This is a genomic window from Caloramator sp. mosi_1, assembly GCF_028622835.1.
Lineage (GTDB): Bacteria > Bacillota > Clostridia > Clostridiales > Caloramatoraceae > Thermobrachium.
Window position 1 is genome coordinate 406,133 of sequence record NZ_CP117677.1, and the last position, 19,851, is coordinate 425,983.

A 19,851-nucleotide genomic window follows, 5' to 3' on the forward strand; every position below is an offset into this window, starting at 1 on the left:
CCTAAGGATTGGAAAGTTGTGGTTACTGGAATACCCTTTTAGGTGGATGGGATAATAAAACCTTTTTAAGTCCTGAACAGGAAAAGACATTATATATAAGATGTTTTGCAATATTAGGTGGAGTTGAGATAAAAATTAAAAGTAGTTGGTGAAATACACCAACTACTTTTGTTTAATTCTCTATATATTTTATAACTGTAAAACAACGGAACAAAGGCACTTATTAAAGTTGAAATCATTAAAACTGCAAATGCAGTTATACCTCCTACAAAGGATACAAAAATATAATAAAACCAGACATAACCCAAAAGGGAGCTGCAAATCTATGAGTTCTTACCCAAACTCTTTCATCCGCAAGTGTCCAAGGTGTTCTAATGCCAACAAAATAGTTGTGTTTTATCTTTCCCATTACATTTCCAAATAATATAAACATTATTGAAACAGCCATTGTCATAACAAAATCTACCTGAACTTTATAGCCTAATGCCGCAACCAATATTATTATTTGAATTATAATAAATAAAGTGTGTATAAAGTATCTTATTATATTATAAGCAGATTTAAATTTTGTATAGTTATCCTTTTTAGGGTCTAAATTAGGTAAAACTAAAAACATTAAATAAAATAATATATTCATTAAATTTATTCCTATTACCCCAAATAATTTGCTTGAATAGGAATCTATTTCCCTCTAATATTCCAATGACTTGGTACTTTATCAGGTAAATAAGGATACAATACAAGACTTATAATAAACGTAATAAATATTAAAGATAAAATAGGCCAATCCTTTTTATTCTTTCACCTATTCTCATCACTATTCACCCCTTCATTATAATCTATAATTTCAAAAACCAATTTATAAGTTCTTGAAAAACCGTTGTATTTAAAGAATAGTATATGTTTTGCCCCTTTCTTTCATCTGATACCAAATCAGCCTGCTTTAGTATATTAAGATGATGTGAAATGCTTGGTTTCGTCATATTAAAATGTTCTGCTATCTCTCCTGCTGTTAAATCACCATCTTTAAGAAGCATTATTATTTTTCTTCTTGTTGGGTCTGCTAAAGCTTTAAAGGGTAAATTCATATAAACACCTCCTTTAGATATTTAGATAAATTTCTAAATATCTACTATTATTATACAACATTTTTCAAAATATGTTCAAGGAGAAAAAAATAAAATATGTTTTGATGGTAAAAACCCCTTGAAGGATTCCAATAGATTATTTCATAGGATTTAGCAAGTCGTCTGTTTTATCTTTAAAAATCTCTAATTCAACACAGAATATTCCGCACCATAATTTCACACATATGATGGAAATCGTCAAAGTAGGACTTTTAAAAGCAAAAAAATTTTAACTTGCCTAAGCCTTAGAACACAAAAATCCTTCAAGGGGTTAATCTTATAATGACTTTTTCATCATTTTCATAGTGACTAAGTTTTATTCTATCTTTTATTTCTTTAGTATTTCCTCAAGAGCCTTTGCAAATTGGTCTGGGCAAGATGTATCTTTCAATCCACATCTTACTCCCTTTAATCTTTTTATAGCCTCCTCTACCTCCATACCTTCAAGTAGATTTGCAAGGCCTATTGCATTACCAGGGCATCCTCCAACAAATTCAACATCTGTAATTTTTCCATCTTTAATATCAAATAATATTTCATCTGCACATACACTACTTGGTTTATAACTGTACATACTTTCACCCCCAAATTTTAATAACCATTGTTAATTATACAAGGTTAACTTGGGGAAAATCAACCTTCAAGCTATTTTTGCTCAATTATTTTATCTTTTATTATTTCTATAGCTTTAATCTTTGCTTCATCATATAATCTAAATATTTTCTTAGCATTCTCTACATCATTATATACCTTCCAATAACCACAAAGTTTGCATTCACTTTTACTACAAATAAAATCCCTTACATCCTCAACAGGAATTCCAAGGAAAATACCTATTTCGTGTGGGCAAGAATATGTATATCTCTTTTTAAATGTTTTAACTTTTCTATCAAAGTCATATCATCTAAATAACCAAATTTTTTAGAAACTCAATGTTTAATTTAAGTGTTTTTTCAAGCTTATTTTCATTGTATAGAAGTACTGTTAACTTGTTATTTTGCAACTTAATCTCAAAACATTTTATCTCATAATCTCTTAAAATATCTTCCTTTAGTTCTCTCCATAGTTTATAAAAAGATATATCGAAATCTTCAATTGTAATAATTGTAGATGGTTTATTGCAAAATATTGTGGGTGCACAATGATAAAGTAATAAACTTTTTACGAATAACTTCTTATCGTATTCTTTTATTTTTTAAATAATGTATTGATAACCATTGCTCTCCTCCCTAAAATTTTAATACCTTCTTTATGTTCTCTTCGATTAAAGGCCAAGAACGCTTACAATATATTATTCTATTCTTTGAATTGCAGTTTTTTAAATTAGTAACAATACAATGATTTATATAATCTGTAAGTACAATGACTAAATCATATTTTACAGCTTTGTTAATACTGCTATTTATCTTGTCACCATTTTTTCTTCCACTAATATGCTTTATTTCATCAAATTCTTTATTCTTTAACCCCTTAATTACTGTATCAATTTTATCTCCACCTATAATCAAGGCACTCATATAAACCTCCCTCAATCCTTATTGATAACAATTATCATTTTCATTATTATTTTAATATTTCATTGATAATTTGTCAATTATATATCAAAAATAAAACAACCCTTGGGTTTTACCAAGGGTTCAGTTTGTTGTCAAACATAAAAGATGCATTGCTTATGAAATTGCCCCTTGAAAGGATTTCAAATTGGCATATTTCATAAACTTTAGCAAGTGTTGTTTTTCGACTTTGAAAAAGTCCGTAATTCGGCACACGATGTGCCGAGCCGAGCAGCCCTCAAGGATGAGGGCATCGCGAGGGTAGGACTTTTTCAAACAAAGAAAAGCTTACACTTGATTAGCGAAATGAAGGAATGCCAAGGAAATCCTTCAAGGGGCCAAACATATTATAGCTTTTTCAACAGCCTCAACCCTTGGGTCTTACCAAGGGTTGTTTACTATACGCTTTTAAATAATACTTGAAACTCTTCATCATAGATACCATCTAAATCATCTATCGAATATTTGAGTGCTTCTTCTTCAAAAATTCTTGCAGCAATTCCACAACTTGAACTTATTTTTCTGGGTGTTGGCATAAGCTCTACCCTTAACCCATTTTGTTCAAGCAGTCTCTTATACATAAACGCTGCCGATTGTGTGTGAAAGGTTACAATATACATAAAATCACTCTTTTCTAATCTCTATAAGTATTTCCTGTTCCTTTTCCTTAATATTTACCCTATATCCTAAATTAACTGCATATCTTTTAATATTTTCCCTTGAAGTTGCATTATCAACCAAAACATCTACACCATCTTTATAAACTTCTAAAGCCTTCTTTGTTAATAGCACAGGTTCTGGACAAGATCTTCCCTTGCATCTACTACATTAACCTTCAACCTTGACATCCCCCTTCACTTTAAAACTTATACTCTTTTCTACGTTGAAATAACCAATTAAAGCCACTACCACAAAGCCTATTAACACCGCTATCTTACCATTTGTAGTTGGCCCTTGTGCACTTGATGCAAGTTTAAAGTTATGTGCAAAAGCTGCGCCAACTGCCATACCTAATACTGTTATAGCAGAATCTATATTTACCTTCTCCTGCTAAAATTAATTGTCTCATTGGACATCCTCCAAGTAATACTGAGCCAAATCCTGCAAGTGCCATTCCTAAAAAGTTCCACAAACCATCAGTATGAGCAATAGGTTGTGCCGAAAATCCTACTTTAAAGTATCCAAATATTACATTACCTAAAAATGCTGCCACAAAAATTGCTAAAAATCCTGAAATTAAATACCAATCTTTAAATAGAATTAAATCTCTAATACCACCTACCATACAAAGTCTTGTTCTTTGTGCATATCCGCCAACAATTAATCCTACAACAAGTGCCAATAAAATTGGTGCGTGTTGAGAACCTGGGCCCTTTTGGCTATAAAATAAAACTGCTGAACCAGCTATTAATAAAATGAGTAGAGCAATATTTATCAATGGAAATATAAATCCTTCAGCCTTGTTCAAGTTGTATGTTCTTTTTAGTGTAAAGCCCTTATTTAAAAATACTATTCCTAAACCTATCCCAGCTGTAAAACCTATAATTCCAAATAATGCATTTAAGTCTCCTCCTGCAAGTCTTAAAACCATTCTTAATGGACAACCTAAGAACATTAATGCTCCAACCATAACTATAAATCCTAAGATAAACCTTGTAAGTGGTGATGAACCTCCTCTAGACTGAAATTCTTTTTACCATAGGACAGTGAACTACCCCCACCTATAGAGGTGGTGGCTTCGTGGTCAAGGCAACTTCTGTTGCCAGTTTACCCACGCTCAAAGGGCTGTTCCATCCCCAGTTTTACCATTTATATGGCTAATTTTAGTAAGTTCTTTGCTGCATTTACATCTCTATCGTGTTTAGCACCACAATTAGGACATTTCCATTCTCTTAATGCTAAATTTTTTACATCAGGGTTTTTATATCCACACTCTGAACATATTTGACTTGATGCATAGTTTTGTGGTGCTATTATTATTTCTCTTCCATACCACTTTGCTTTATATTCTAATATTCTTCTAAATTCTGCCCAGGATACTTCACTTATTGATTTTGATAAACATCTATTTTGTTGCATATTCTTTACCCTCAAATCTTCTAAAACTATAACTTGGTTTTCGTTTATAATTTTAGAGGATAATTTGTGAAGAAAATCTCTTCTTTGATTAGTTATTTTTTCGTGTAATTTAGCAAGTTTTTGTCTATTTTTCTCATAATTTTTACTGCCCTTTTGTTTCCTTGATAAATCTCTTTGTAGTTTCTTTATTCTTTTTCACTTCTTTTTAGCCACTTGGGATTTTCTATTTTTGCTCCATCTGATAATATTGCAAATTCCTTTAACCCTAAATCTATTCCAATTTTTTTATCTGCTTTTGGTAACTCCTTTATCTCTGTTTCTACTAATATAGAAGCATAATATTTTTCTGTTGGTGTTTTAGATATTGTTACTGATTTAATAATTCCTTCAAATTGCCTATGTTGTTTTATTTTTATCTTTGTTTTTAATTTTGGTATTTTCAAATAACCATCTATAATATCAACTGTTCCATTTTGATTATTTGTTGTATAGGATTGATGTCCTTTTTCTTCTTGAATTTAGGAAAGCCTATGCTGTTATCTCTAAAAAGCTCTTGTATGCCTTCTCTAAATTAAGCTGTGCATTAGCAAGAGCAAGGCTATCTACTTCTTTTAGAAAAGGATATTCTTTTTATATTGTGCAGGAGTTGTTTTAAGTATTTTTCCTGTTTGTTTGTAATGCTCTATCTTATCATTAAGCATTTTGTTGTATATGAACCTTACACAGCCAAATACTTTTGATAAATATTCCTTTTGTTCTTTTGTTGGGTATATTCTATATTTATAGGCTTTTAGCAAAGTCACACCTATTCACCTTGCTTTTCTATATATTTTTTAATAACTTCAATTGGCCTTCACAATATTATCATTTATAAGCTTTCTTCTATATCTCGTTACTAAAACAAGATGATAATATAGCAAGAATACTGAATGATCATTATTATCTAAATCTATGTATCTATATAACCTCATTTTTCTAATGCTTATTTTGTATCTGAACGATGAATTTGTCAACTGACATTCATCACCCACTTATAGAAGTAGGCGACTTCTGTTGCTGATTAGGTTAAAAAGCTCCAAGTACTATCCCTATTATTTCTGGTCTTATGTATTGAACAACCTCAGCTCTATGTAAACCTAATCCCCCAACTGTATCTCTTATAAAGCAGGCAATACATATTCCCATATTTACTGGGTTACCAAACTTTACAAGAAGAACAGACAACAGACCTACAATAAGACCATTAATAACAATAGATTTTTTGTACCCATACAAATCCCTCTTTTTCTGAATTTTCTATTTTTAGTATAATTTATTTATGTACCTAATGTTAAATAGATAATTTCTATAAATATTCTTAATTATTTTTATCTATATAAAAGGTACTGTGAAGTAAAAGTTCTTTATCTCTTCACAGTACCTCTTTAATGAATTTTTTATTCATTACCACAAGATAGAAATGTCAGATTTCAACTGGATGGAACTTTTTGTGTATAGCAAAGGCGGCTTTTTACCTGCCTCCATTGCAAGAATTACTGTTGCAGCTCCAGTTACTGCATCACCGCCAGCATATACACCCTCCATTGTTGTTTTTCCTGTTTCCTCTTCAACTACTATGCACCTTCTATTGTTTACTTTAATTTCACTTGTTGTATACGTAATTATAGGGTTTGGAACCGTTCCTATTGCCATAATAACTGTGTCAAATTCCTCTATATAATCTGATCCTTCTATTTCTATAGGTGTCCTTCTTCCAGTATCATCTGCGTCTTCAAGTTTCATTTTCCTTAAAACCATTCCCTTTACCCAACCATTTTCATCAGCTATTATCTCAACCGGATTTGTTAATAAATCAAATATTACTCCTTCTTCCTTTGCGTGATGTATTTCTTCTAATCTTGCTGGCATTTCCTCTTCTGTTCTTCTATATATAATATGAACCTCTGCATTAAGTCTTATTGCTGTTCTTGCAGCATCCATTGCAACATTACCACCACCAATAACTGCTACTTTTTTGCCAAGCTTTAAAGGTGTATCATAATCCTCTAAAAGGCCCTCATTAGGTTGGCCCTTGTTAAAAATTCATTTGCTGAAAAAACACCCTTTGCATTTTCACCCTTTATACCCATAAACTTTGGAAGTCCAGCTCCTGTTCCAATAAATATAGCATCATATCCCATTTCATTCATAAGTTGATTAATTGTTACTGTTCTTCCAACTATGACATTTGTTTTTATCTCAACCCCTAATTTTATTAAATTTTCTATCTCTCTTTTACAATCTTATCCTTTGGAAGTCTAAACTCTGGAATACCATATACCAAAACCCCACCTGCTTCGTGAAGTGCCTCAAATATCGTTACTTTATAGCCTAATGTTGCAAGAGTTGACGCACAGGATAAACCTGCAGGTCCACTTCCTACAACCGCAACTTTTTGCCATTATATGGATATTTATTTACTACCTCTATGTTGTTACTAAGAACATAATCTCCTATAAATCTCTCAAGCTTACCTATGGCAACTGCTTGTCCTTTTTACCAAGAACGCAACCGCCCTCGCATTGAATTTCCTGCGGGCAAACCCTACCACAAATAGATGGAAGGGAATTATACTTAAATATAGTCTCTGCTGCCTCTTTAAATTCTCCTCTTTTGATATAATCTATAAACTTAGGTATATCTACTCCAACAGGGCATTTTTTACACACTGGGCATTTTTACAATTTAAGCATCTTGAGGCCTCCTTCATCGCCTCCTCTTTGCTATACCCTAAGCAAACCTCTTCAAAGCTTTTTATTCTTTCTTGCACACTTAATTCTCTAACAGGAACTCTCTGCATACTAACCCTCCATTAAAAACAACTGCATTCTTTGCTGTGATGTAATCTTCTCACTTCTTCATCTCTAAACATATTTTGTCTATTTATTGCTTCATCAAAGTCAACTAAATGACCGTTAAATTCAGGTCCATCTGTACAGGTAAACTTTGTCTCTCCGCCAACAGTTACTCTACAAGCACCGCACATTCCTGTTCCATCAACCATAATTGAGTTTAAACTTACTGTTGTCTTTATATTATATTCCTTTGTAAGAAGGCATACAAACTTCATCATTATCATAGGGCCTATTGCTACAACTTCATCATATTTATTGCCTTCCTCTAAAAGCTTTTTTATTAAATCTGTAACTCTACCCTTAAAACCTAAACTTCCATCATCGGTAGTTATATAAACTCTACATCCTAAAACTTCTAATTCATCCCTTAATATTACTAAATCTTTGTTTCTTGCCCCTATAATAACATCACATTCTACTCCCTTTTCTCTTAAGTACTTTACTTGTGGATACACTGGTGCTGTCCCAACTCCACCTGCTACAAATAAAAACCTTTTGTTCTTAAGTTCATCAATGCTTAAGTTTACAAACTCAGAAGGATTGCCAAGGGGACCTGCAAAGTCTAAAAACTGTCTCCTTCATTAAGTTTTGACATTTTAGTTGTGGACGCACCAACTACCTGAAACACAATTGTAACTGTACCTAACTCCTCATTATAATCACATATAGTAAGAGGAATTCGCTCCCCCTTTTCATCTATTCTTACAATGACAAACTGTCCTGGTTTTGCAGATTTAGCAACCAAAGGAGCCTTTACTTCAAACATTACTATGTTTTGTGCTAAAATCTTCTTTTTAATATCTTATACATTAATATACCCCCAATTAAATACTTTGTTTATTAATACATTTTTGGCTTAAGACATTTAATTATATATTATTTTAATAATAGGTTAAAATCAAGTGCTCCAAGGTAAATATTTTTTGATTATCAAAGTATTTTTTAAAATTCACAATCCCTTTACAGTTTTTTAAGCTGTTTAAAACTTTAGCTATATTATAGTGTAATATTATGTTCCTGTATTAATAATATTGAACACTATATCATAAATATCCTTAATAATTTTTTTATCCACACTACACCCATTCCAAATCTCCTGTGCCTTTATTGCCTGTGCTATAAGCATATAAAGACCATTTACAGCCTTTAAATTTAACTCCTCTGCCCATTTTAGAAATAAAGTTTTAGTTGGATTATATATTAAATCTACTGCTACACTATAGTTTTGAAGAATATTTTTATCAACGGGTGAATTATCAATATTAGGATACATTCCTACAGGGGTGCAGTTTATTATATAATCTAAATTACTTAGCTTTTGCAATTCAAAGTAGTCAATACACCTAATCCCTCTAAATTTAGTTGAAGCACTCTCTTTGTCTCTACTAACTAATACTATCTCTTTTATTCCGTTATCTATAAGACAGGAGGCTACTGCCTTTGAGGCACCTCCACCACCTAATATTACTGCTCCTTTATTCTTTATTTCTATATCATAAATTTCAAGCATAGACTTAAAACCGAAATAGTCTGTATTATAGCCTATCATCATATTGTTCTTAAAATCTATTGTATTTACTGCTCCTATTTTTTAGCCTCCTCTGATACCTCATCTAAATAATCCATTATATCAACTTTATAGGGAATAGTAACATTTAAACCTTTAACTTTCTTTCTAAGCTCATTAACTTTTTCCTTCAAACTATCCTTTTCTATTTCAAATAGTAAATAGTCTCCCTCAATATTTAATTTTTTAATATCTCCCTATGAATTAAAGGAGAGTAACTGTGTGAAAGCTTCTCTCCTATTAAACCATATAAATTCATTACATCATCCATATATATCCATCCTTTTCAATTAGTAAATCCAATATGCCTATTGCTGTTACAGCCTCAACTACTGGAACTGCACGGGGTACAATACAAGCATCGTGCCTTCCTTCTACCTTTAGTTTAACATTTTGCATTAGAGCAATATCTACTGAATCCTGTTCCTTTAATATAGATGGGGTTGGCTTTATCGCAACCCTAAAGATAATAGGCATTCCATTTGTTATTCCTCCTAATATCCCACCATTGTTGTTCTTTTTGTTTTTATTTTTCCATTTTCAATATAGAATTCATCATTTGCCTCTGAACCCATTAGTTTTGTAATATTAAACCCTTCTCCAAACTCAACCCCCTTAACAGCAGGTATTGAAAAAGTAGATGGGCTAATTTAGACTCTACTGAATCAAAAAAGGTGAACCTACCCCAGCTTCTTATGTTTACTACTGCTGTTTCTATTATTCCACCTATTGAATCGCCCTTTTCCTTTGCATCTAAAATAGTCTTCTTCATTTTTCTCCTGCATTATCATCTAAAACTGCAAATTCTGTATTTTGAAGTAAGTTTAGGGTTTCATCATTAATATTAGAAAAATCAAAACCCCTATCCTCTATATCACCTATACTCTTTATATGGGCACCTACCATTATTCCCTTCTTTTTAAAATCAATTTTGCAATTGCTCCTGCAAAAACAAGAGGAGCTGTTAGCCTACCTGAAAAATGTCCTCCTCCTCTATAGTCATTAAACCCCTTATATTTAATATATCCTGTATAATCTGCGTGTCCTGGTCTTAATATATTTTTGTTCTTTCATAATCTCGTGACTGCTTGTTTTTATTATATATAATACCACATAGAGGGGTTCCTGTTGTTCTTCCATTAAAAAACCACTTAATATTTTAACTTCATCCTCTTCCCTTCTTGGGGTAGAGATGCTACTTCTTCCAGGTGCTCTTCTTGCCATTTCCTTATTTATATAATTAAAATCAAGCTCTAATCCTGCGGGAAGTCCATCTATAACAATACCTACTGCATCGTTGTGGGATTCGCCAAATAAAGAAATTTTAAAATTGTTCCCCCATATACTACTCATAGGTTTCACCGCCTAACTCTCTAAAGTGGTCAAAAAGTTTGGATAGGATTTTTTACCGATTCAAAATTGTTTATTATTACAGGGTTTTCACACCTAATAGACGCTATCGCAAGTGCCATTGCTATTCTATGGTCATTCCAACTATCTACACATCCTCCAATTAGTTTATCCTTTCCTTCTATCAAAAGTCCATCATCAAATTCTAAAACCTTTGCACCTAATTTATTAAGTTCCGTCGCAATCGCCTTTAACCTGTCGGACTCCTTTATCCTAAGTCTTTTAGCATTTATAATTTTTGTTGTTCCCCTGCTTAAGGATGCAAGAGTTGCAATAATTGGAGTTAAATCTGGACATTGAGATACATCTATTTCTGTACCTTTTGTATTAGATATTTCTGTGGTTATAAAGCCCTCTGCAATTTTAATATTGCCACCCATATCTTTAATAATATCAACTATAACCTTGTCTCCCTGAAGCGAATCTAATTTTAAACCATTGCATTTTATGCAATCACCTAAAACTCCAGCAACAAGCCAAAAGGCAGCCTGTGAATAATCCCCTTCTACCCTATAATCTGTCGGTATATATTTTTGACCACCCTTTATAATAAATTCTTTATAATTGTAGTTTGTTACTTCAACTCCAAAGCTTTTTAATACATCCAAGGTTAAATCTACATATCCTTTAGATTCTAACTGAGTCGTCAAAACAATCTTTGAATCACCATCTAATAAGGGAAGTGCAAATAAGAGCCCTGATATAAACTGCGAGCTAATATTTCCTGCTACTTCATATATTCCACTTTTAAGCTTCCCTTTACTGTAAGTGGGAGCTTACCTTTATTATTTAAATATTTTATTCCCTTTTCATCAAACAGCCTATAGAAAACATCAAGGGGTCTTTCTACTAATTTGCCACGTCCTTTAAAGGTAACTTCTTTATCCTGCAAAGAGAAACAGGGATTAAGAATCTTAATGTTGACCCCGACTCCCTGCAATCTATCACATTATCTATTAGATTTAAATTGCCCTTTCCTCTAATTAATAAATTTAAACCTTCCTCATCATCCTTTACCTCATATTGAACTCCAAAGGCCTTCATACCTAAGAGTGTAGCAGTAATATCCTCAGAGAATATTATATTTTCTATTTTACTTAATCCATCTGATAAAGATGCACAGATTATTGCTCTATGGCTTATACTCTTTGAAGGTGGTATTTCTACACTTCCCTTTAGCCTTCTTGGTACTATTTTTATACTTTTCACCTAATTCACCTCAAATTTTAATATCTTACTCCCTTTATTCCACATCCTATTTCCCTTGAAATATTAATTAAATTCCTTTTATACTCTATACCGCCGTCAACCCTGTTCTCCTTTAAAAGAAGAGCTGCATCTAAATCAACCTTTTAATTCCAAGTCTTCCACAGGCAAGAGATGCAGCATAGGAAATCCCTACACCGCTTTCCATCATACTTCCTATCATACACTCAACTCCATAGGCTTCAGCTATAGATAGTATCTTTTGTGCATTATAGAGTCCTCCACACTTCATAAGCTTAATATTTAATATGTCACAGGCTCTATTTGATAAAAGCCTTACTGCATCCTGAAGTGAAAATAAAGATTCATCTGCCATAATAGGAATATAGGTGTTGTCGGTTACATATTTTAAACCTTCTATATCGTAGTATGGGACAGGCTGTTCAATAAGTTCTATATCAAGTCCCATATCCTCCATCCTTCTGATTGTCCTTACTGCCTCCTTAGGACTCCAACCTTGGTTGGCATCAAGCCTTATTTTAATATCCTTTGGCACAGTATCCCTTATTGCTTTAACCCTTTTTATGTCAAGTTCACTATCAATTCCAACTTTAATCTTTAGGGTATTAAAGCCTCTTTCCACATATTCCTTTGCATCCTCTGCCATTTCCTTTGGGTGCTTTACGCTTACTGTAATGTCAGTCTCAACATTGTCCCTTGCACCGCCTAAGATTACATATAAAGGTTTATTGCACATCTTTGCAAACAAATCATAAACAGCCATATCGACGGCTGCCTTTGCACTTGTATTTTTTATTAGACATTTATTTATTTTAGACATTATATTTTCAATCTCTTCTACTTCCATATCCTTTATAGCTGGAAAAATATAATTATAAATTGCATCCTTTATATTTCCTTCTAAATCACCAGTTATTACAGGTGTAGCCGCAGCTTCACCGTAACCAATACTGCCGTCATCTGTATAAAGTTCTATTATGAAGGTTTTTAAAGTAGTAACCTCTCTTAAGGCTGTTTTAAAGTTTTTTTCTAAAGGTACTTCTAATGTTTTTATATCTACTCCACTTATTTTCATTTTATCCCCTCTTAAATTATTTCTTATCTAAATCATACTTCCACATAATATAGGCATCTTCCCTGTATCTTGATAATATCCCTTTCTGGTTGCAACAATAACAAATCCTTTTTCTTATAAAGATTAATTGCAGGTATATTAGATACCCTCACCTCAAGTGTCATAGCGTTTATATGTCTTTTTGGGCCTCCTCAATTAAAACATCTACTAACTTTTCACCAAGCCCTTGCCCTCTAAATTCTGGATGCACAGCTATATTGGTTATATGTCCTTCATCGATCATACACCACATACCAGCATAGCCTATAACCTTTTCTTTATATCTTAAAACCTTATAAACTGCACAGCTATTCCTTGTTAACTCTGTTTGAAAGGCCTCTTTACTCCAAGGCGTTTTAAAACTTAAAACCTCAACTTCATAAACATCATCAATATCCTCTAATTTCATATCCTCTACTATGAAATCACTCAATCTTCTCACCTGTCCTTTTTCATATTCCCTTTCTGCTTGAGACTTTCTTATATATAAAGGACTAAAGGTATATATATCGGAAACTTCACCCTTATAATATTTTTTCAGTGCAATCTCTCCTATGCTTGATGCTCTTGGAAGCATATTGTTTTTACTTGAAAAATACGCCCTATCCTTTAATCTATCTTTTATTTTGCCAAAATGTATTGAAACAGCATCGCCGCAGAATAAAATTTTATTATATGCCTCAAGCTTTTCTAAAAGTTCATCTATATGTAAAGCATCAATCGGTATTATATTTATAAGTTCTCCTGCTTTATATTCGTAAAGTGCAGTATATACATTATCCCTTAGGGCATCCATAATAGGACAAATTACACCATCAAAACTTCCTTGCTGATATGCCATTGCCTCAAGGCTTGATACAGTTATGAAGGACTTATTGGAGCCTTGAACTATTCCCTTTGCTGCTGCAACACCAATTCTAAGTCCTGTAAAGGAACCAGGTCCACCCGATACTGCAATTATATCTATATCCTTTAGGCTGTTTTCTGTAATCTCAAGTAACCTTTCTATCATAGGAAAAAGTATTACAGAATGCTGCATTTTGTGGTTTAAATATATTTCTCCTTCAACTTTTTCATCTGATACAATTGATACAGTTGCAACAGTTGATGATGTATCCATTGCTAAAACCTTCATTAAATTTCACCTTCCAATCCCTTTATTTGTATTTCGCGTTCGTTGTCTTCTAACTTCTTAATATAAATATATATTTTATTCTTTGGAAGAAGCTCTTCTACCATATCTCCCCATTCAACAACGCAAACTCCTTCTCCATATAAATACTCCTCAAATCCTATCTCGTACATCTCATATATATCCTCAATTCTGTATACGTCAAAATGATAAAAGGGAGTCGTCCTATATATTCATTTACAATAGTAAAGGTAGGGCTTGTAATATAATCGTCAACTCCAAGTCCCGCTGCAATTCCCTTTGTAAGATGAGTTTTACCAGCACCTAAATCACCATTTAAGGAAATTACATCTCCCTTTTAAGAAGTGTTCCTATTTTATATCCTAATTGAAAGGTTTCTTTTTCGCTTGTTGTAACAATAGTCTTCATCTATTACACCAACCTTATATTTTTATTTTGGCATAAATCTATTTTATACCATAAATGTGAAATCATCAATTAGAAAGAAAAAGTTGCCCAAAGGCAACTTTTGAGGCTGTTGAAAAAGCTATAATATGTTTGGCCCCTTGAAGGATTTCCTTGGCATTCCTTCATTTCGCTAAGCAAGTCTAAGCTTTTCTTTGTTTGAAAAGTCCTACCCTCGCGATGCCCTCATCCGTGAGGGCCGCTCGGCTCGGCACATCGTGTGCCGAATTACGGACTTTTTCAAAGTCGAAAAGCAACACTTGCTAAAGCTTATGAAATATGCCAATTTGAAATCCTTTCAAGGGGCAATTTCATAATCAATGCATCTTTTGTGTTTGTCAACAATCTGAAAAGTTGCCCAAGGGCAACTTTTTATATCTTATATATGTTAATATCTTGTGAGAATTGTTCTGTAATCTTTTTAAAGTCTGCTATGCTGTCAATAAGTTTCTTAATTTCTTCTGTGTAGCTTTGAACGTTAGCTGCAACCTCCTCTGATGATGCAGAATTCTCCTCTGCAATTGCAGCAAGGGATTCAATCTTTTCATAAACCTTAATTATAGAATCAGTTTCTGCTTGAAGCTTATTTGATGTTTCAATAAGCTTATCTGCAACCTGCTTAATCTTATCTTTTGCTTCACTACTTGAATAAACAGCCGTATTTAGCTTTTTGTTTTCATCATTTAATACTTCAAATTGTTCTGCAACAGAATTTACTTGGATTTCTATCTGATTTACAAAGTCAAGAAGTCTGTTGTTTATGTCATCCACAGCATTCTTTGACTGTTCAGCAAGTTTTCTAACCTCATCTGCAACAACTGCAAAGCCACGTCCTGCCTCTCCTGCACGTGCTGCCTCAATTGATGCATTAAGGGCAAGAAGATTAGTTTGTGCTGCAATCTGTGAAACAAGTTCTACAACCTCAGTTATTCCCTTCGCCTGTTCCTTTATTTCAAAGCTTCTGTTCTTTACAACTTCAAAATTCTTCAAAAGCTCATTTAACTTTTGTGATGTCATATCTACATACTTAAAGCTTGTCTCTATCTTCTCAACAGCATTCTCAAGTTCTTCCTTATTTTGCATTTCTATTTCAACCACATTCTTTATTGCCTCAACATTATCATTAAGTAGTGCTACTGATGTTTCTGTTTCCCCAGCTTGTGTCATAGCAGCTTCTGCTACCTGCTCAACTACACTTGATATTTCATCTGATGTATATTTCATCTTATCTGCAATTGTTGTTAAGGTATTACTGAAGGTATTCATCTCATCAGTGATTCCTTTAAAACCTACAAAATCCTTTCTTACTACATCTTTATATTCATTTAGTGAATCAAATATTTTTTCAAAATAGTCTCCTGTTACTATTTTCCCATCCTCAACATATTCGTGGGACTTAATTCTTTTAGTTCATTAACTATTCTGTACAATGGCCTGTTTATAAGTTTTGTACCTAAAAGGGTAGATATTAAAGCATACACAAAGGAGGCATATAGGGCAACTTCCTTTGAAATTAAAAATGTTGGTATTTCAAGTAGTGCAAATAAAATAAATGATACTACTGATGCCTTTAATTCTATATCCTTGATAAATCCTAACGCCTTATTTAATCTAAACTTTTCTGTTACATATATGTCCTTTTCAAAGGTTAGCTTTAATTCTAATGTATCAGCTGCCTTTGAAATTTCCTGTATTTCAACCTTTTCTTTAAAATACTCTGCTGAACCTTCAATTAAACCTAAGAAGTAATCAAACATACCTCTTTTTGAGAAGTACTTAAATACCGCTTCTCTTCTTGAGATAGGTTTCATCTCTAATATAGGAGGCTTTGCACCTGGTATTCTTTTAACCACAATCACGTGTACATCATACATAGACTTTAAGAAACCATAAAGGCTATCGTGTTTAAAAAGGCTGGATAATCTAAACTGAAGGTTTTAATATTATCACGACCTATACTTCTCCAAAGCTCCTGTGTTGTAATTCCCTTTTCCTTTGATATAAAGTTCATCATTGATTTGACCTTATCGTCCTGCACATCTTCTATTGGTGAAAACATTTTATCTCTATTGAATCCTATATATTCTAAAGCCTTATCTACAACGCTATCACCATATAATTTTCTACAGGTTTTTACCCAAGTTGATACTGCAGTTCCCTTCATAATAACACCTCCAACTAAATTTTATCAAACATTTCTTGCTAATTCAATTCTTTTAATAATGATTTTTGCTATTAATTGTAGAATTAAAGCCTATTTTGTTGTACAATACTATATATCGAATAAAATTTTAAAAAGTTTATGGAGGTTTTTATGGAAAGACTTGATCTTCATCAAGTAGTCGCATCCCTTGCTTTTTCTGTTGATTTAGCTGAAACAAGTGTAATTGCTGATAATGATTTTAAAGATTACACAGCAAACCTCAATTTTTCAAAACATAAATTTCTAAATCACGCCAGAAGAGCAACCTATGTTGCCTTAAAGGTTGCAAAATACATAAATAGTGATGAAAACTTCCTAAGTAAAGTATTTATAGCAACGGCACTACACGACATAGGAATAAGAAAAGACATAGATTCTGCACATTCTGATTTTGACATTATACTTGAACATTCAAAACTTGGTGAGGCTTTAATATTAAGACTTCCTGTGGATAAGGAACTTGCAACCATAATAAAATATCATCACGAAAATTTCAATGGCACTGGTCTTTATAAGTTAAAGGCAGAAGAAATTCCTCTTATTTCACGTATAATAAGGTTGGCTGACCTATTTGAAATACTATATGATGAGTCAAAATCAAACTTTATTCAAAGAAATAGAATAAATGAGTGGATCAATGAGCATAAGAATAGTTTATTCGACCCTAAAATTATTGATATATACAACAAAGTACAATCTGTTGATGCCTTTTGGCTTGATATAGAAAACCTTGCATACAGCAGTCAAATACTTGATAGGATAATACCAGATATTAAAATACCTACAACACTTGAAGATATTAAGAAGATTGCTGAGGTTTTTGCATATATAATTGACCATAAAAGTCATTTTACTTATACTCATTCCACAAACCTTGCAAAGCACGTTAAAAGGTATGTAATTATATTGGCTTTGATAAGAGTAAAACCCTAAAGATGGAAATTGCTGCACTACTGCACGATATAGGCAAATTATCTATTCCAAATTCTATACTTGACAAAAACGGTAAACTTACCCCTGATGAAATGCAGATAATGCGTTCTCATACCTACTATACAAGATTTATACTTTCTAAAATTGAAGGCTTTGAAGAAATTACAGAATGGGCCTCAAATCACCACGAAAAACTAAACGGAAGAGGATACCCATTAGGACTTGTTGCAGATGAATTATCCCTTGAATCTCGAATAATGGCAATATGTGATATCTATGAAGCATTAACAGCTGATAGGCCTTATAGAGCTGGAATGAGACCTGAAGACGCCTTTAAGATTATCGAAACTATGATTGAAGCTGGTGAGGTTTGTAATAAAGCCTTTAATATTGTAAAACACGCATTATTAGAGATATAAACTTATGAAACTATTAAAAAGGCTATGATAGTATTAACCCCTTGAAGGATGAAGTGCTCCTTCAAGGGGCAATTTCATAATTTGAACATCTTTTATGTTTGTCAACAATCTGAATCTTTTTATTTTAAGATTGTATTCATCTTCTTGTATAATAAAAATGTCACAACCGAAGCCAGTATACCCTTTATTAAATTAAAGGGCATAATGCAGTATACTATTAGAGTATTTAAATCAACAACAAGACTATTTACCTTTGAAGTCATCTGAACAACAGCTTTTATTGGAAATCCTAAAACCTTCTCATATAATGGTAAAAAACGTAATAGTTTGCAACTGACGCTACAACTGCCATAACAAGCACACCTGCAATTAAAGATAAAATTGCTCCTTTTTTGTCTTATCTCTTTTATAAAGTGCACCAGCAGTATAAACTAAACTTGAACCCACAATAAAGTTAGCAAGTTCACCAATACCAGATGTACTTCCCTTAGTAATAAGATGTAGAAGATTTTTCACCGCTTCAACAACTACTGCAAATACAGGTCCAAAGGCAAATGCTGCAAATAATGCAGGTACATCACTTAAATCAATCTTTAAAAAATCTGGGAAAAATGGTAGTGGAAACTCAATAAACATCACCAAATAGGCTATTGCTGCTAAAATCGAGATTTTTGTTAGTTTTTGTGTCTTTGACATAAAATCCTCCCTTTCTTAATCCCAGGGCGGAGAGAAAATAAAAAACCTCTGAAATCTCCAGAGGCAAAAAAGATAAACCTTCTCCCATCCAGACTATACTGTCGGCCTCGGAATTTCACCGAGTCATGCCTTTCGGCTCGCGGGCTATACCGCCGGTCGGGAATTGCACCCTGCCCTGAAGATTTTTATTCTTATTCTTTTATCTTATTATATAATAATTTCCAAATAAATTCAATAGCACTAACTGCAGAATTTTTCTAAATCCAATATTTTTAAATAACGTCTTCCAGATTCTATTATTCCACTACTTTTAAATTCATTTACAATACGTGATAGTGTTTCTCTTGTCATATTTAAAAGATATGCAATTTCTTGATAGTTTACATCAAGTTCTATCTCAACTTGTCCATTGTTATATTTACTATATCCATTAAAATACTCAAGTATAAAACTTACAAAGGAATGTCTGTGGTTTCCAGAACTTGTATATCCCTGTCTTATCATTTGTAAGTCCATACTTCTAATAATTAAACTATGAATATACCTTCTAAATTCTATATTTTCGTGTAAATAGCTTAATATTTTATCCCTTTCAATAAAATAAACACAGCTATTTATTGCTGCTTCATATTTAAAGGTAGACTCATCTGTAAACACAGAAAAGTTAAAAACTCTCCTGGAAATACAAAGCTGCAAATCATATCACTTCCCATATAGTTATCGTGCTTTATTGCAACTTTTCCCTTTTCAAGAAAGAAAAACTTACTTTTTATATTTTCTCTTTCTATTTCCTCACCCTTTAAGTATAAAACCTTCTTAAAATCACTACCAAAAATGTCGTAAAATTTATTAACTGTGTTTTCTATGTCGTAAAAGTACCTTCTATGATGTGTAGTTAAAATTTTCTCATAAAGCCCCCTATCCACATTCTCACTCCTTTTTATTAGACTAATTAATATATCGTAATCTATTTAAAATAATTTAGTTAATTTTTATAAAAAATAAAAAAATATTATTTTAAACTTGTCCTAT

Annotated in this window: 28 protein-coding genes, 9 pseudogenes and 1 riboswitch; of the genes and pseudogenes, 3 read left to right on the top strand and 34 right to left on the bottom strand. The window is 32.5% G+C overall.

What is annotated here, in order from left to right:
• The first annotated feature begins 8 nt into the window (after positions 1–8).
• Positions 9–152, top strand: a complete 144-nt coding sequence (locus tag PL321_RS02940) for a hypothetical protein (protein WP_273963416.1) — start codon at positions 9–11, stop codon at positions 150–152.
• A 113-nt stretch (positions 153–265) separates the two neighbouring features.
• Here the strand turns inward: PL321_RS02940 and PL321_RS02945 are convergent, their stop codons facing one another.
• From PL321_RS02945 to PL321_RS20810, 30 genes and pseudogenes are all read right to left on the bottom strand, one after another.
• A complete protein-coding gene (locus tag PL321_RS02945) occupies positions 266–637 on the bottom strand; it encodes an SdpI family protein (protein WP_273963417.1) in 372 nt (123 codons plus the stop codon).
• Between the two features lie 44 nt (positions 638–681).
• Positions 682–780 carry a DUF1648 domain-containing protein gene (locus PL321_RS20790; protein ID WP_443110723.1) on the bottom strand — a complete coding sequence of 33 codons (99 nt, stop codon included), beginning with the start codon at positions 778–780 and terminating at the stop codon, positions 682–684.
• Positions 781–839: 59 nt separating this feature from the next.
• Positions 840–1,088 (bottom strand): autorepressor SdpR family transcription factor, encoded by a 249-nt coding sequence (locus tag PL321_RS02950; protein WP_273963419.1) that lies wholly within the window; start codon positions 1,086–1,088, stop codon positions 840–842.
• A 367-nt stretch (positions 1,089–1,455) separates the two neighbouring features.
• A complete protein-coding gene (locus PL321_RS02955; protein ID WP_273963420.1) occupies positions 1,456–1,701 on the bottom strand; it encodes a TIGR03905 family TSCPD domain-containing protein in 246 nt (81 codons plus the stop codon).
• 71 nt (positions 1,702–1,772) lie between these two features.
• Positions 1,773–2,009: pseudogene (locus PL321_RS20795) on the bottom strand (DUF3793 family protein); the annotation flags it as partial.
• A 22-nt stretch (positions 2,010–2,031) separates the two neighbouring features.
• A complete protein-coding gene (locus tag PL321_RS20800; protein WP_443110724.1) occupies positions 2,032–2,319 on the bottom strand; it encodes a DUF3793 family protein in 288 nt (95 codons plus the stop codon).
• Between the two features lie 37 nt (positions 2,320–2,356).
• Positions 2,357–2,644: a DUF2325 domain-containing protein gene (locus PL321_RS02960; protein WP_273963421.1), complete on the bottom strand. Its 288-nt coding sequence runs from the start codon at positions 2,642–2,644 to the stop codon at positions 2,357–2,359.
• A 434-nt stretch (positions 2,645–3,078) separates the two neighbouring features.
• A complete protein-coding gene (locus PL321_RS02965; protein WP_273963422.1) occupies positions 3,079–3,300 on the bottom strand; it encodes a DUF3343 domain-containing protein in 222 nt (73 codons plus the stop codon).
• A 4-nt stretch (positions 3,301–3,304) separates the two neighbouring features.
• Positions 3,305–3,472, bottom strand: a complete 168-nt coding sequence (locus tag PL321_RS02970; protein ID WP_443110684.1) for a sulfurtransferase TusA family protein — start codon at positions 3,470–3,472, stop codon at positions 3,305–3,307.
• Positions 3,473–3,508: 36 nt separating this feature from the next.
• Positions 3,509–3,688 (bottom strand): hypothetical protein, encoded by a 180-nt coding sequence (locus tag PL321_RS20805; protein ID WP_443110685.1) that lies wholly within the window; start codon positions 3,686–3,688, stop codon positions 3,509–3,511.
• The gene (gene yedE, locus PL321_RS02975; RefSeq protein ID WP_443110725.1) at positions 3,660–4,328 is read right to left on the bottom strand and encodes a YedE family putative selenium transporter; all 669 of its coding nucleotides are present in this window, start codon (positions 4,326–4,328) and stop codon (positions 3,660–3,662) included. The genes PL321_RS20805 and yedE overlap by 29 nt, the downstream gene beginning before the upstream one ends.
• A 161-nt stretch (positions 4,329–4,489) precedes the next feature.
• A pseudogene (gene tnpB / locus PL321_RS02980) lies at positions 4,490–5,556 on the bottom strand (IS200/IS605 family element RNA-guided endonuclease TnpB).
• A 60-nt stretch (positions 5,557–5,616) separates the two neighbouring features.
• A pseudogene (locus PL321_RS02985) lies at positions 5,617–5,712 on the bottom strand (IS200/IS605 family transposase); the annotation flags it as partial.
• A gap of 115 nt (positions 5,713–5,827) precedes the next feature.
• A pseudogene (locus PL321_RS02990) lies at positions 5,828–6,034 on the bottom strand (YedE family putative selenium transporter); the annotation flags it as partial.
• A gap of 168 nt (positions 6,035–6,202) precedes the next feature.
• A pseudogene (gltA, locus tag PL321_RS02995) lies at positions 6,203–7,598 on the bottom strand (NADPH-dependent glutamate synthase).
• A gap of 12 nt (positions 7,599–7,610) precedes the next feature.
• Positions 7,611–8,463, bottom strand: a pseudogene (locus PL321_RS03000) (sulfide/dihydroorotate dehydrogenase-like FAD/NAD-binding protein).
• Between the two features lie 199 nt (positions 8,464–8,662).
• Positions 8,663–9,205 carry a shikimate dehydrogenase family protein gene (locus tag PL321_RS03005; RefSeq protein ID WP_337960934.1) on the bottom strand — a complete coding sequence of 181 codons (543 nt, stop codon included), beginning with the start codon at positions 9,203–9,205 and terminating at the stop codon, positions 8,663–8,665.
• 32 nt (positions 9,206–9,237) lie between these two features.
• Positions 9,238–9,354 carry a hypothetical protein gene (locus PL321_RS19460; protein ID WP_337960935.1) on the bottom strand — a complete coding sequence of 39 codons (117 nt, stop codon included), beginning with the start codon at positions 9,352–9,354 and terminating at the stop codon, positions 9,238–9,240.
• A 124-nt stretch (positions 9,355–9,478) separates the two neighbouring features.
• Positions 9,479–9,697 (bottom strand): chorismate synthase, encoded by a 219-nt coding sequence (locus PL321_RS03010; protein ID WP_273963423.1) that lies wholly within the window; start codon positions 9,695–9,697, stop codon positions 9,479–9,481.
• 17 nt (positions 9,698–9,714) lie between these two features.
• Positions 9,715–9,992 (bottom strand): annotated as a pseudogene (locus tag PL321_RS03020) (chorismate synthase).
• A complete protein-coding gene (locus PL321_RS03025; protein WP_273963425.1) occupies positions 9,989–10,126 on the bottom strand; it encodes a hypothetical protein in 138 nt (45 codons plus the stop codon). The pseudogene PL321_RS03020 and the gene PL321_RS03025 overlap by 4 nt, the downstream one beginning before the upstream one ends.
• Complete coding sequence (locus PL321_RS03030; RefSeq protein WP_337961044.1) at positions 10,126–10,278, bottom strand: chorismate synthase; 153 nt, start codon at positions 10,276–10,278, stop codon at positions 10,126–10,128. The genes PL321_RS03025 and PL321_RS03030 overlap by 1 nt, the downstream gene beginning before the upstream one ends.
• Positions 10,238–10,573, bottom strand: coding sequence for a chorismate synthase (locus PL321_RS19465; RefSeq protein WP_337960936.1), 336 nt, complete (start codon positions 10,571–10,573; stop codon positions 10,238–10,240). The genes PL321_RS03030 and PL321_RS19465 overlap by 41 nt, the downstream gene beginning before the upstream one ends.
• A pseudogene (gene aroA, locus PL321_RS03045) lies at positions 10,566–11,839 on the bottom strand (3-phosphoshikimate 1-carboxyvinyltransferase). The gene PL321_RS19465 and the pseudogene aroA overlap by 8 nt, the downstream one beginning before the upstream one ends.
• 130 nt (positions 11,840–11,969) lie before the next feature.
• Positions 11,970–12,932: a dipeptide epimerase gene (locus PL321_RS03050; RefSeq protein WP_273963426.1), complete on the bottom strand. Its 963-nt coding sequence runs from the start codon at positions 12,930–12,932 to the stop codon at positions 11,970–11,972.
• 169 nt (positions 12,933–13,101) lie between these two features.
• The gene (tsaB, locus tag PL321_RS03055) at positions 13,102–14,106 is read right to left on the bottom strand and encodes a tRNA (adenosine(37)-N6)-threonylcarbamoyltransferase complex dimerization subunit type 1 TsaB (RefSeq protein ID WP_273963427.1); all 1,005 of its coding nucleotides are present in this window, start codon (positions 14,104–14,106) and stop codon (positions 13,102–13,104) included.
• Positions 14,106–14,276 carry a tRNA (adenosine(37)-N6)-threonylcarbamoyltransferase complex ATPase subunit type 1 TsaE gene (locus PL321_RS19470; protein ID WP_337960937.1) on the bottom strand — a complete coding sequence of 57 codons (171 nt, stop codon included), beginning with the start codon at positions 14,274–14,276 and terminating at the stop codon, positions 14,106–14,108. The genes tsaB and PL321_RS19470 overlap by 1 nt, the downstream gene beginning before the upstream one ends.
• Positions 14,264–14,449, bottom strand: coding sequence for a tRNA (adenosine(37)-N6)-threonylcarbamoyltransferase complex ATPase subunit type 1 TsaE (locus tag PL321_RS19475; protein WP_337961045.1), 186 nt, complete (start codon positions 14,447–14,449; stop codon positions 14,264–14,266). The genes PL321_RS19470 and PL321_RS19475 overlap by 13 nt, the downstream gene beginning before the upstream one ends.
• Positions 14,450–14,940: 491 nt before the next feature.
• Entirely contained in the window at positions 14,941–15,834 is an 894-nt protein-coding gene (locus PL321_RS03065; protein WP_273963428.1) for a methyl-accepting chemotaxis protein, read from the bottom strand.
• Positions 15,835–15,932: 98 nt separating this feature from the next.
• Positions 15,933–16,732, bottom strand: a pseudogene (locus tag PL321_RS20810) (heme NO-binding domain-containing protein).
• 150 nt (positions 16,733–16,882) lie between these two features.
• Between PL321_RS20810 and PL321_RS03080 the strand changes: the two are divergent.
• Both PL321_RS03080 and PL321_RS03085 read left to right on the top strand, forming a co-directional pair.
• On the top strand, positions 16,883–17,704 hold the full coding sequence (locus PL321_RS03080) for an HD-GYP domain-containing protein (protein WP_273963431.1): 822 nt from the start codon (positions 16,883–16,885) through the stop codon (positions 17,702–17,704).
• A 2-nt stretch (positions 17,705–17,706) separates the two neighbouring features.
• Positions 17,707–18,123 carry an HD-GYP domain-containing protein gene (locus PL321_RS03085; RefSeq protein WP_273963432.1) on the top strand — a complete coding sequence of 139 codons (417 nt, stop codon included), beginning with the start codon at positions 17,707–17,709 and terminating at the stop codon, positions 18,121–18,123.
• A gap of 119 nt (positions 18,124–18,242) precedes the next feature.
• On the opposite strand, the gene PL321_RS20815 is transcribed toward PL321_RS03085, so the two are convergent.
• The 4 genes from PL321_RS20815 to PL321_RS03100 all read right to left on the bottom strand — a co-directional run bounded on the left by PL321_RS20815 (position 18,243) and on the right by PL321_RS03100 (position 19,745).
• Complete coding sequence (locus tag PL321_RS20815; protein ID WP_443110686.1) at positions 18,243–18,386, bottom strand: hypothetical protein; 144 nt, start codon at positions 18,384–18,386, stop codon at positions 18,243–18,245.
• A gap of 106 nt (positions 18,387–18,492) precedes the next feature.
• Positions 18,493–18,819 (bottom strand): ECF transporter S component, encoded by a 327-nt coding sequence (locus PL321_RS20820; protein WP_443110687.1) that lies wholly within the window; start codon positions 18,817–18,819, stop codon positions 18,493–18,495.
• Positions 18,820–18,891: 72 nt separating this feature from the next.
• Positions 18,892–19,006: riboswitch (FMN riboswitch) on the bottom strand.
• Between the two features lie 53 nt (positions 19,007–19,059).
• Positions 19,060–19,476 carry a Crp/Fnr family transcriptional regulator gene (locus tag PL321_RS03095; RefSeq protein WP_273963433.1) on the bottom strand — a complete coding sequence of 139 codons (417 nt, stop codon included), beginning with the start codon at positions 19,474–19,476 and terminating at the stop codon, positions 19,060–19,062.
• Entirely contained in the window at positions 19,434–19,745 is a 312-nt protein-coding gene (locus PL321_RS03100; protein WP_273963434.1) for a hypothetical protein, read from the bottom strand. Before PL321_RS03100 ends, PL321_RS03095 begins: the two co-directional genes overlap by 43 nt.
• Positions 19,746–19,851 lie beyond the last annotated feature (106 nt).

Bases quoted from the DNA above. Each gene is read 5' to 3' on its own strand.
- PL321_RS02945 (WP_273963417.1), bottom strand. From the start codon at position 637: ATGAATATATTATTTTATTTAATGTTTTTAGTTTTACCTAATTTAGAC.
- PL321_RS02950 (WP_273963419.1), bottom strand. From the start codon at position 1,088: ATGAATTTACCCTTTAAAGCTTTAGCAGACCCAACAAGAAGAAAAATA.
- PL321_RS02955 (WP_273963420.1), bottom strand. From the start codon at position 1,701: ATGTACAGTTATAAACCAAGTAGTGTATGTGCAGATGAAATATTATTT.
- PL321_RS02960 (WP_273963421.1), bottom strand. From the start codon at position 2,644: ATGAGTGCCTTGATTATAGGTGGAGATAAAATTGATACAGTAATTAAG.
- PL321_RS02965 (WP_273963422.1), bottom strand. From the start codon at position 3,300: ATGTATATTGTAACCTTTCACACACAATCGGCAGCGTTTATGTATAAG.
- PL321_RS20805 (WP_443110685.1), bottom strand. From the start codon at position 3,688: ATGGCAGTTGGCGCAGCTTTTGCACATAACTTTAAACTTGCATCAAGT.
- PL321_RS03005 (WP_337960934.1), bottom strand. From the start codon at position 9,205: ATGATGATAGGCTATAATACAGACTATTTCGGTTTTAAGTCTATGCTT.
- PL321_RS03010 (WP_273963423.1), bottom strand. From the start codon at position 9,697: ATGCCTATTATCTTTAGGGTTGCGATAAAGCCAACCCCATCTATATTA.
- PL321_RS03025 (WP_273963425.1), bottom strand. From the start codon at position 10,126: ATGGTAGGTGCCCATATAAAGAGTATAGGTGATATAGAGGATAGGGGT.
- PL321_RS19465 (WP_337960936.1), bottom strand. From the start codon at position 10,573: ATGAGTAGTATATGGGGGAACAATTTTAAAATTTCTTTATTTGGCGAA.
- PL321_RS03050 (WP_273963426.1), bottom strand. From the start codon at position 12,932: ATGAAAATAAGTGGAGTAGATATAAAAACATTAGAAGTACCTTTAGAA.
- tsaB (WP_273963427.1), bottom strand. From the start codon at position 14,106: ATGAAGGTTTTAGCAATGGATACATCATCAACTGTTGCAACTGTATCA.
- PL321_RS19470 (WP_337960937.1), bottom strand. From the start codon at position 14,276: ATGTACGAGATAGGATTTGAGGAGTATTTATATGGAGAAGGAGTTTGC.
- PL321_RS03065 (WP_273963428.1), bottom strand. From the start codon at position 15,834: ATGAATACCTTCAGTAATACCTTAACAACAATTGCAGATAAGATGAAA.
- PL321_RS03080 (WP_273963431.1), top strand. From the start codon at position 16,883: ATGGAAAGACTTGATCTTCATCAAGTAGTCGCATCCCTTGCTTTTTCT.
- PL321_RS03085 (WP_273963432.1), top strand. From the start codon at position 17,707: ATGGAAATTGCTGCACTACTGCACGATATAGGCAAATTATCTATTCCA.
- PL321_RS20815 (WP_443110686.1), bottom strand. From the start codon at position 18,386: ATGACTTCAAAGGTAAATAGTCTTGTTGTTGATTTAAATACTCTAATA.
- PL321_RS20820 (WP_443110687.1), bottom strand. From the start codon at position 18,819: ATGTCAAAGACACAAAAACTAACAAAAATCTCGATTTTAGCAGCAATA.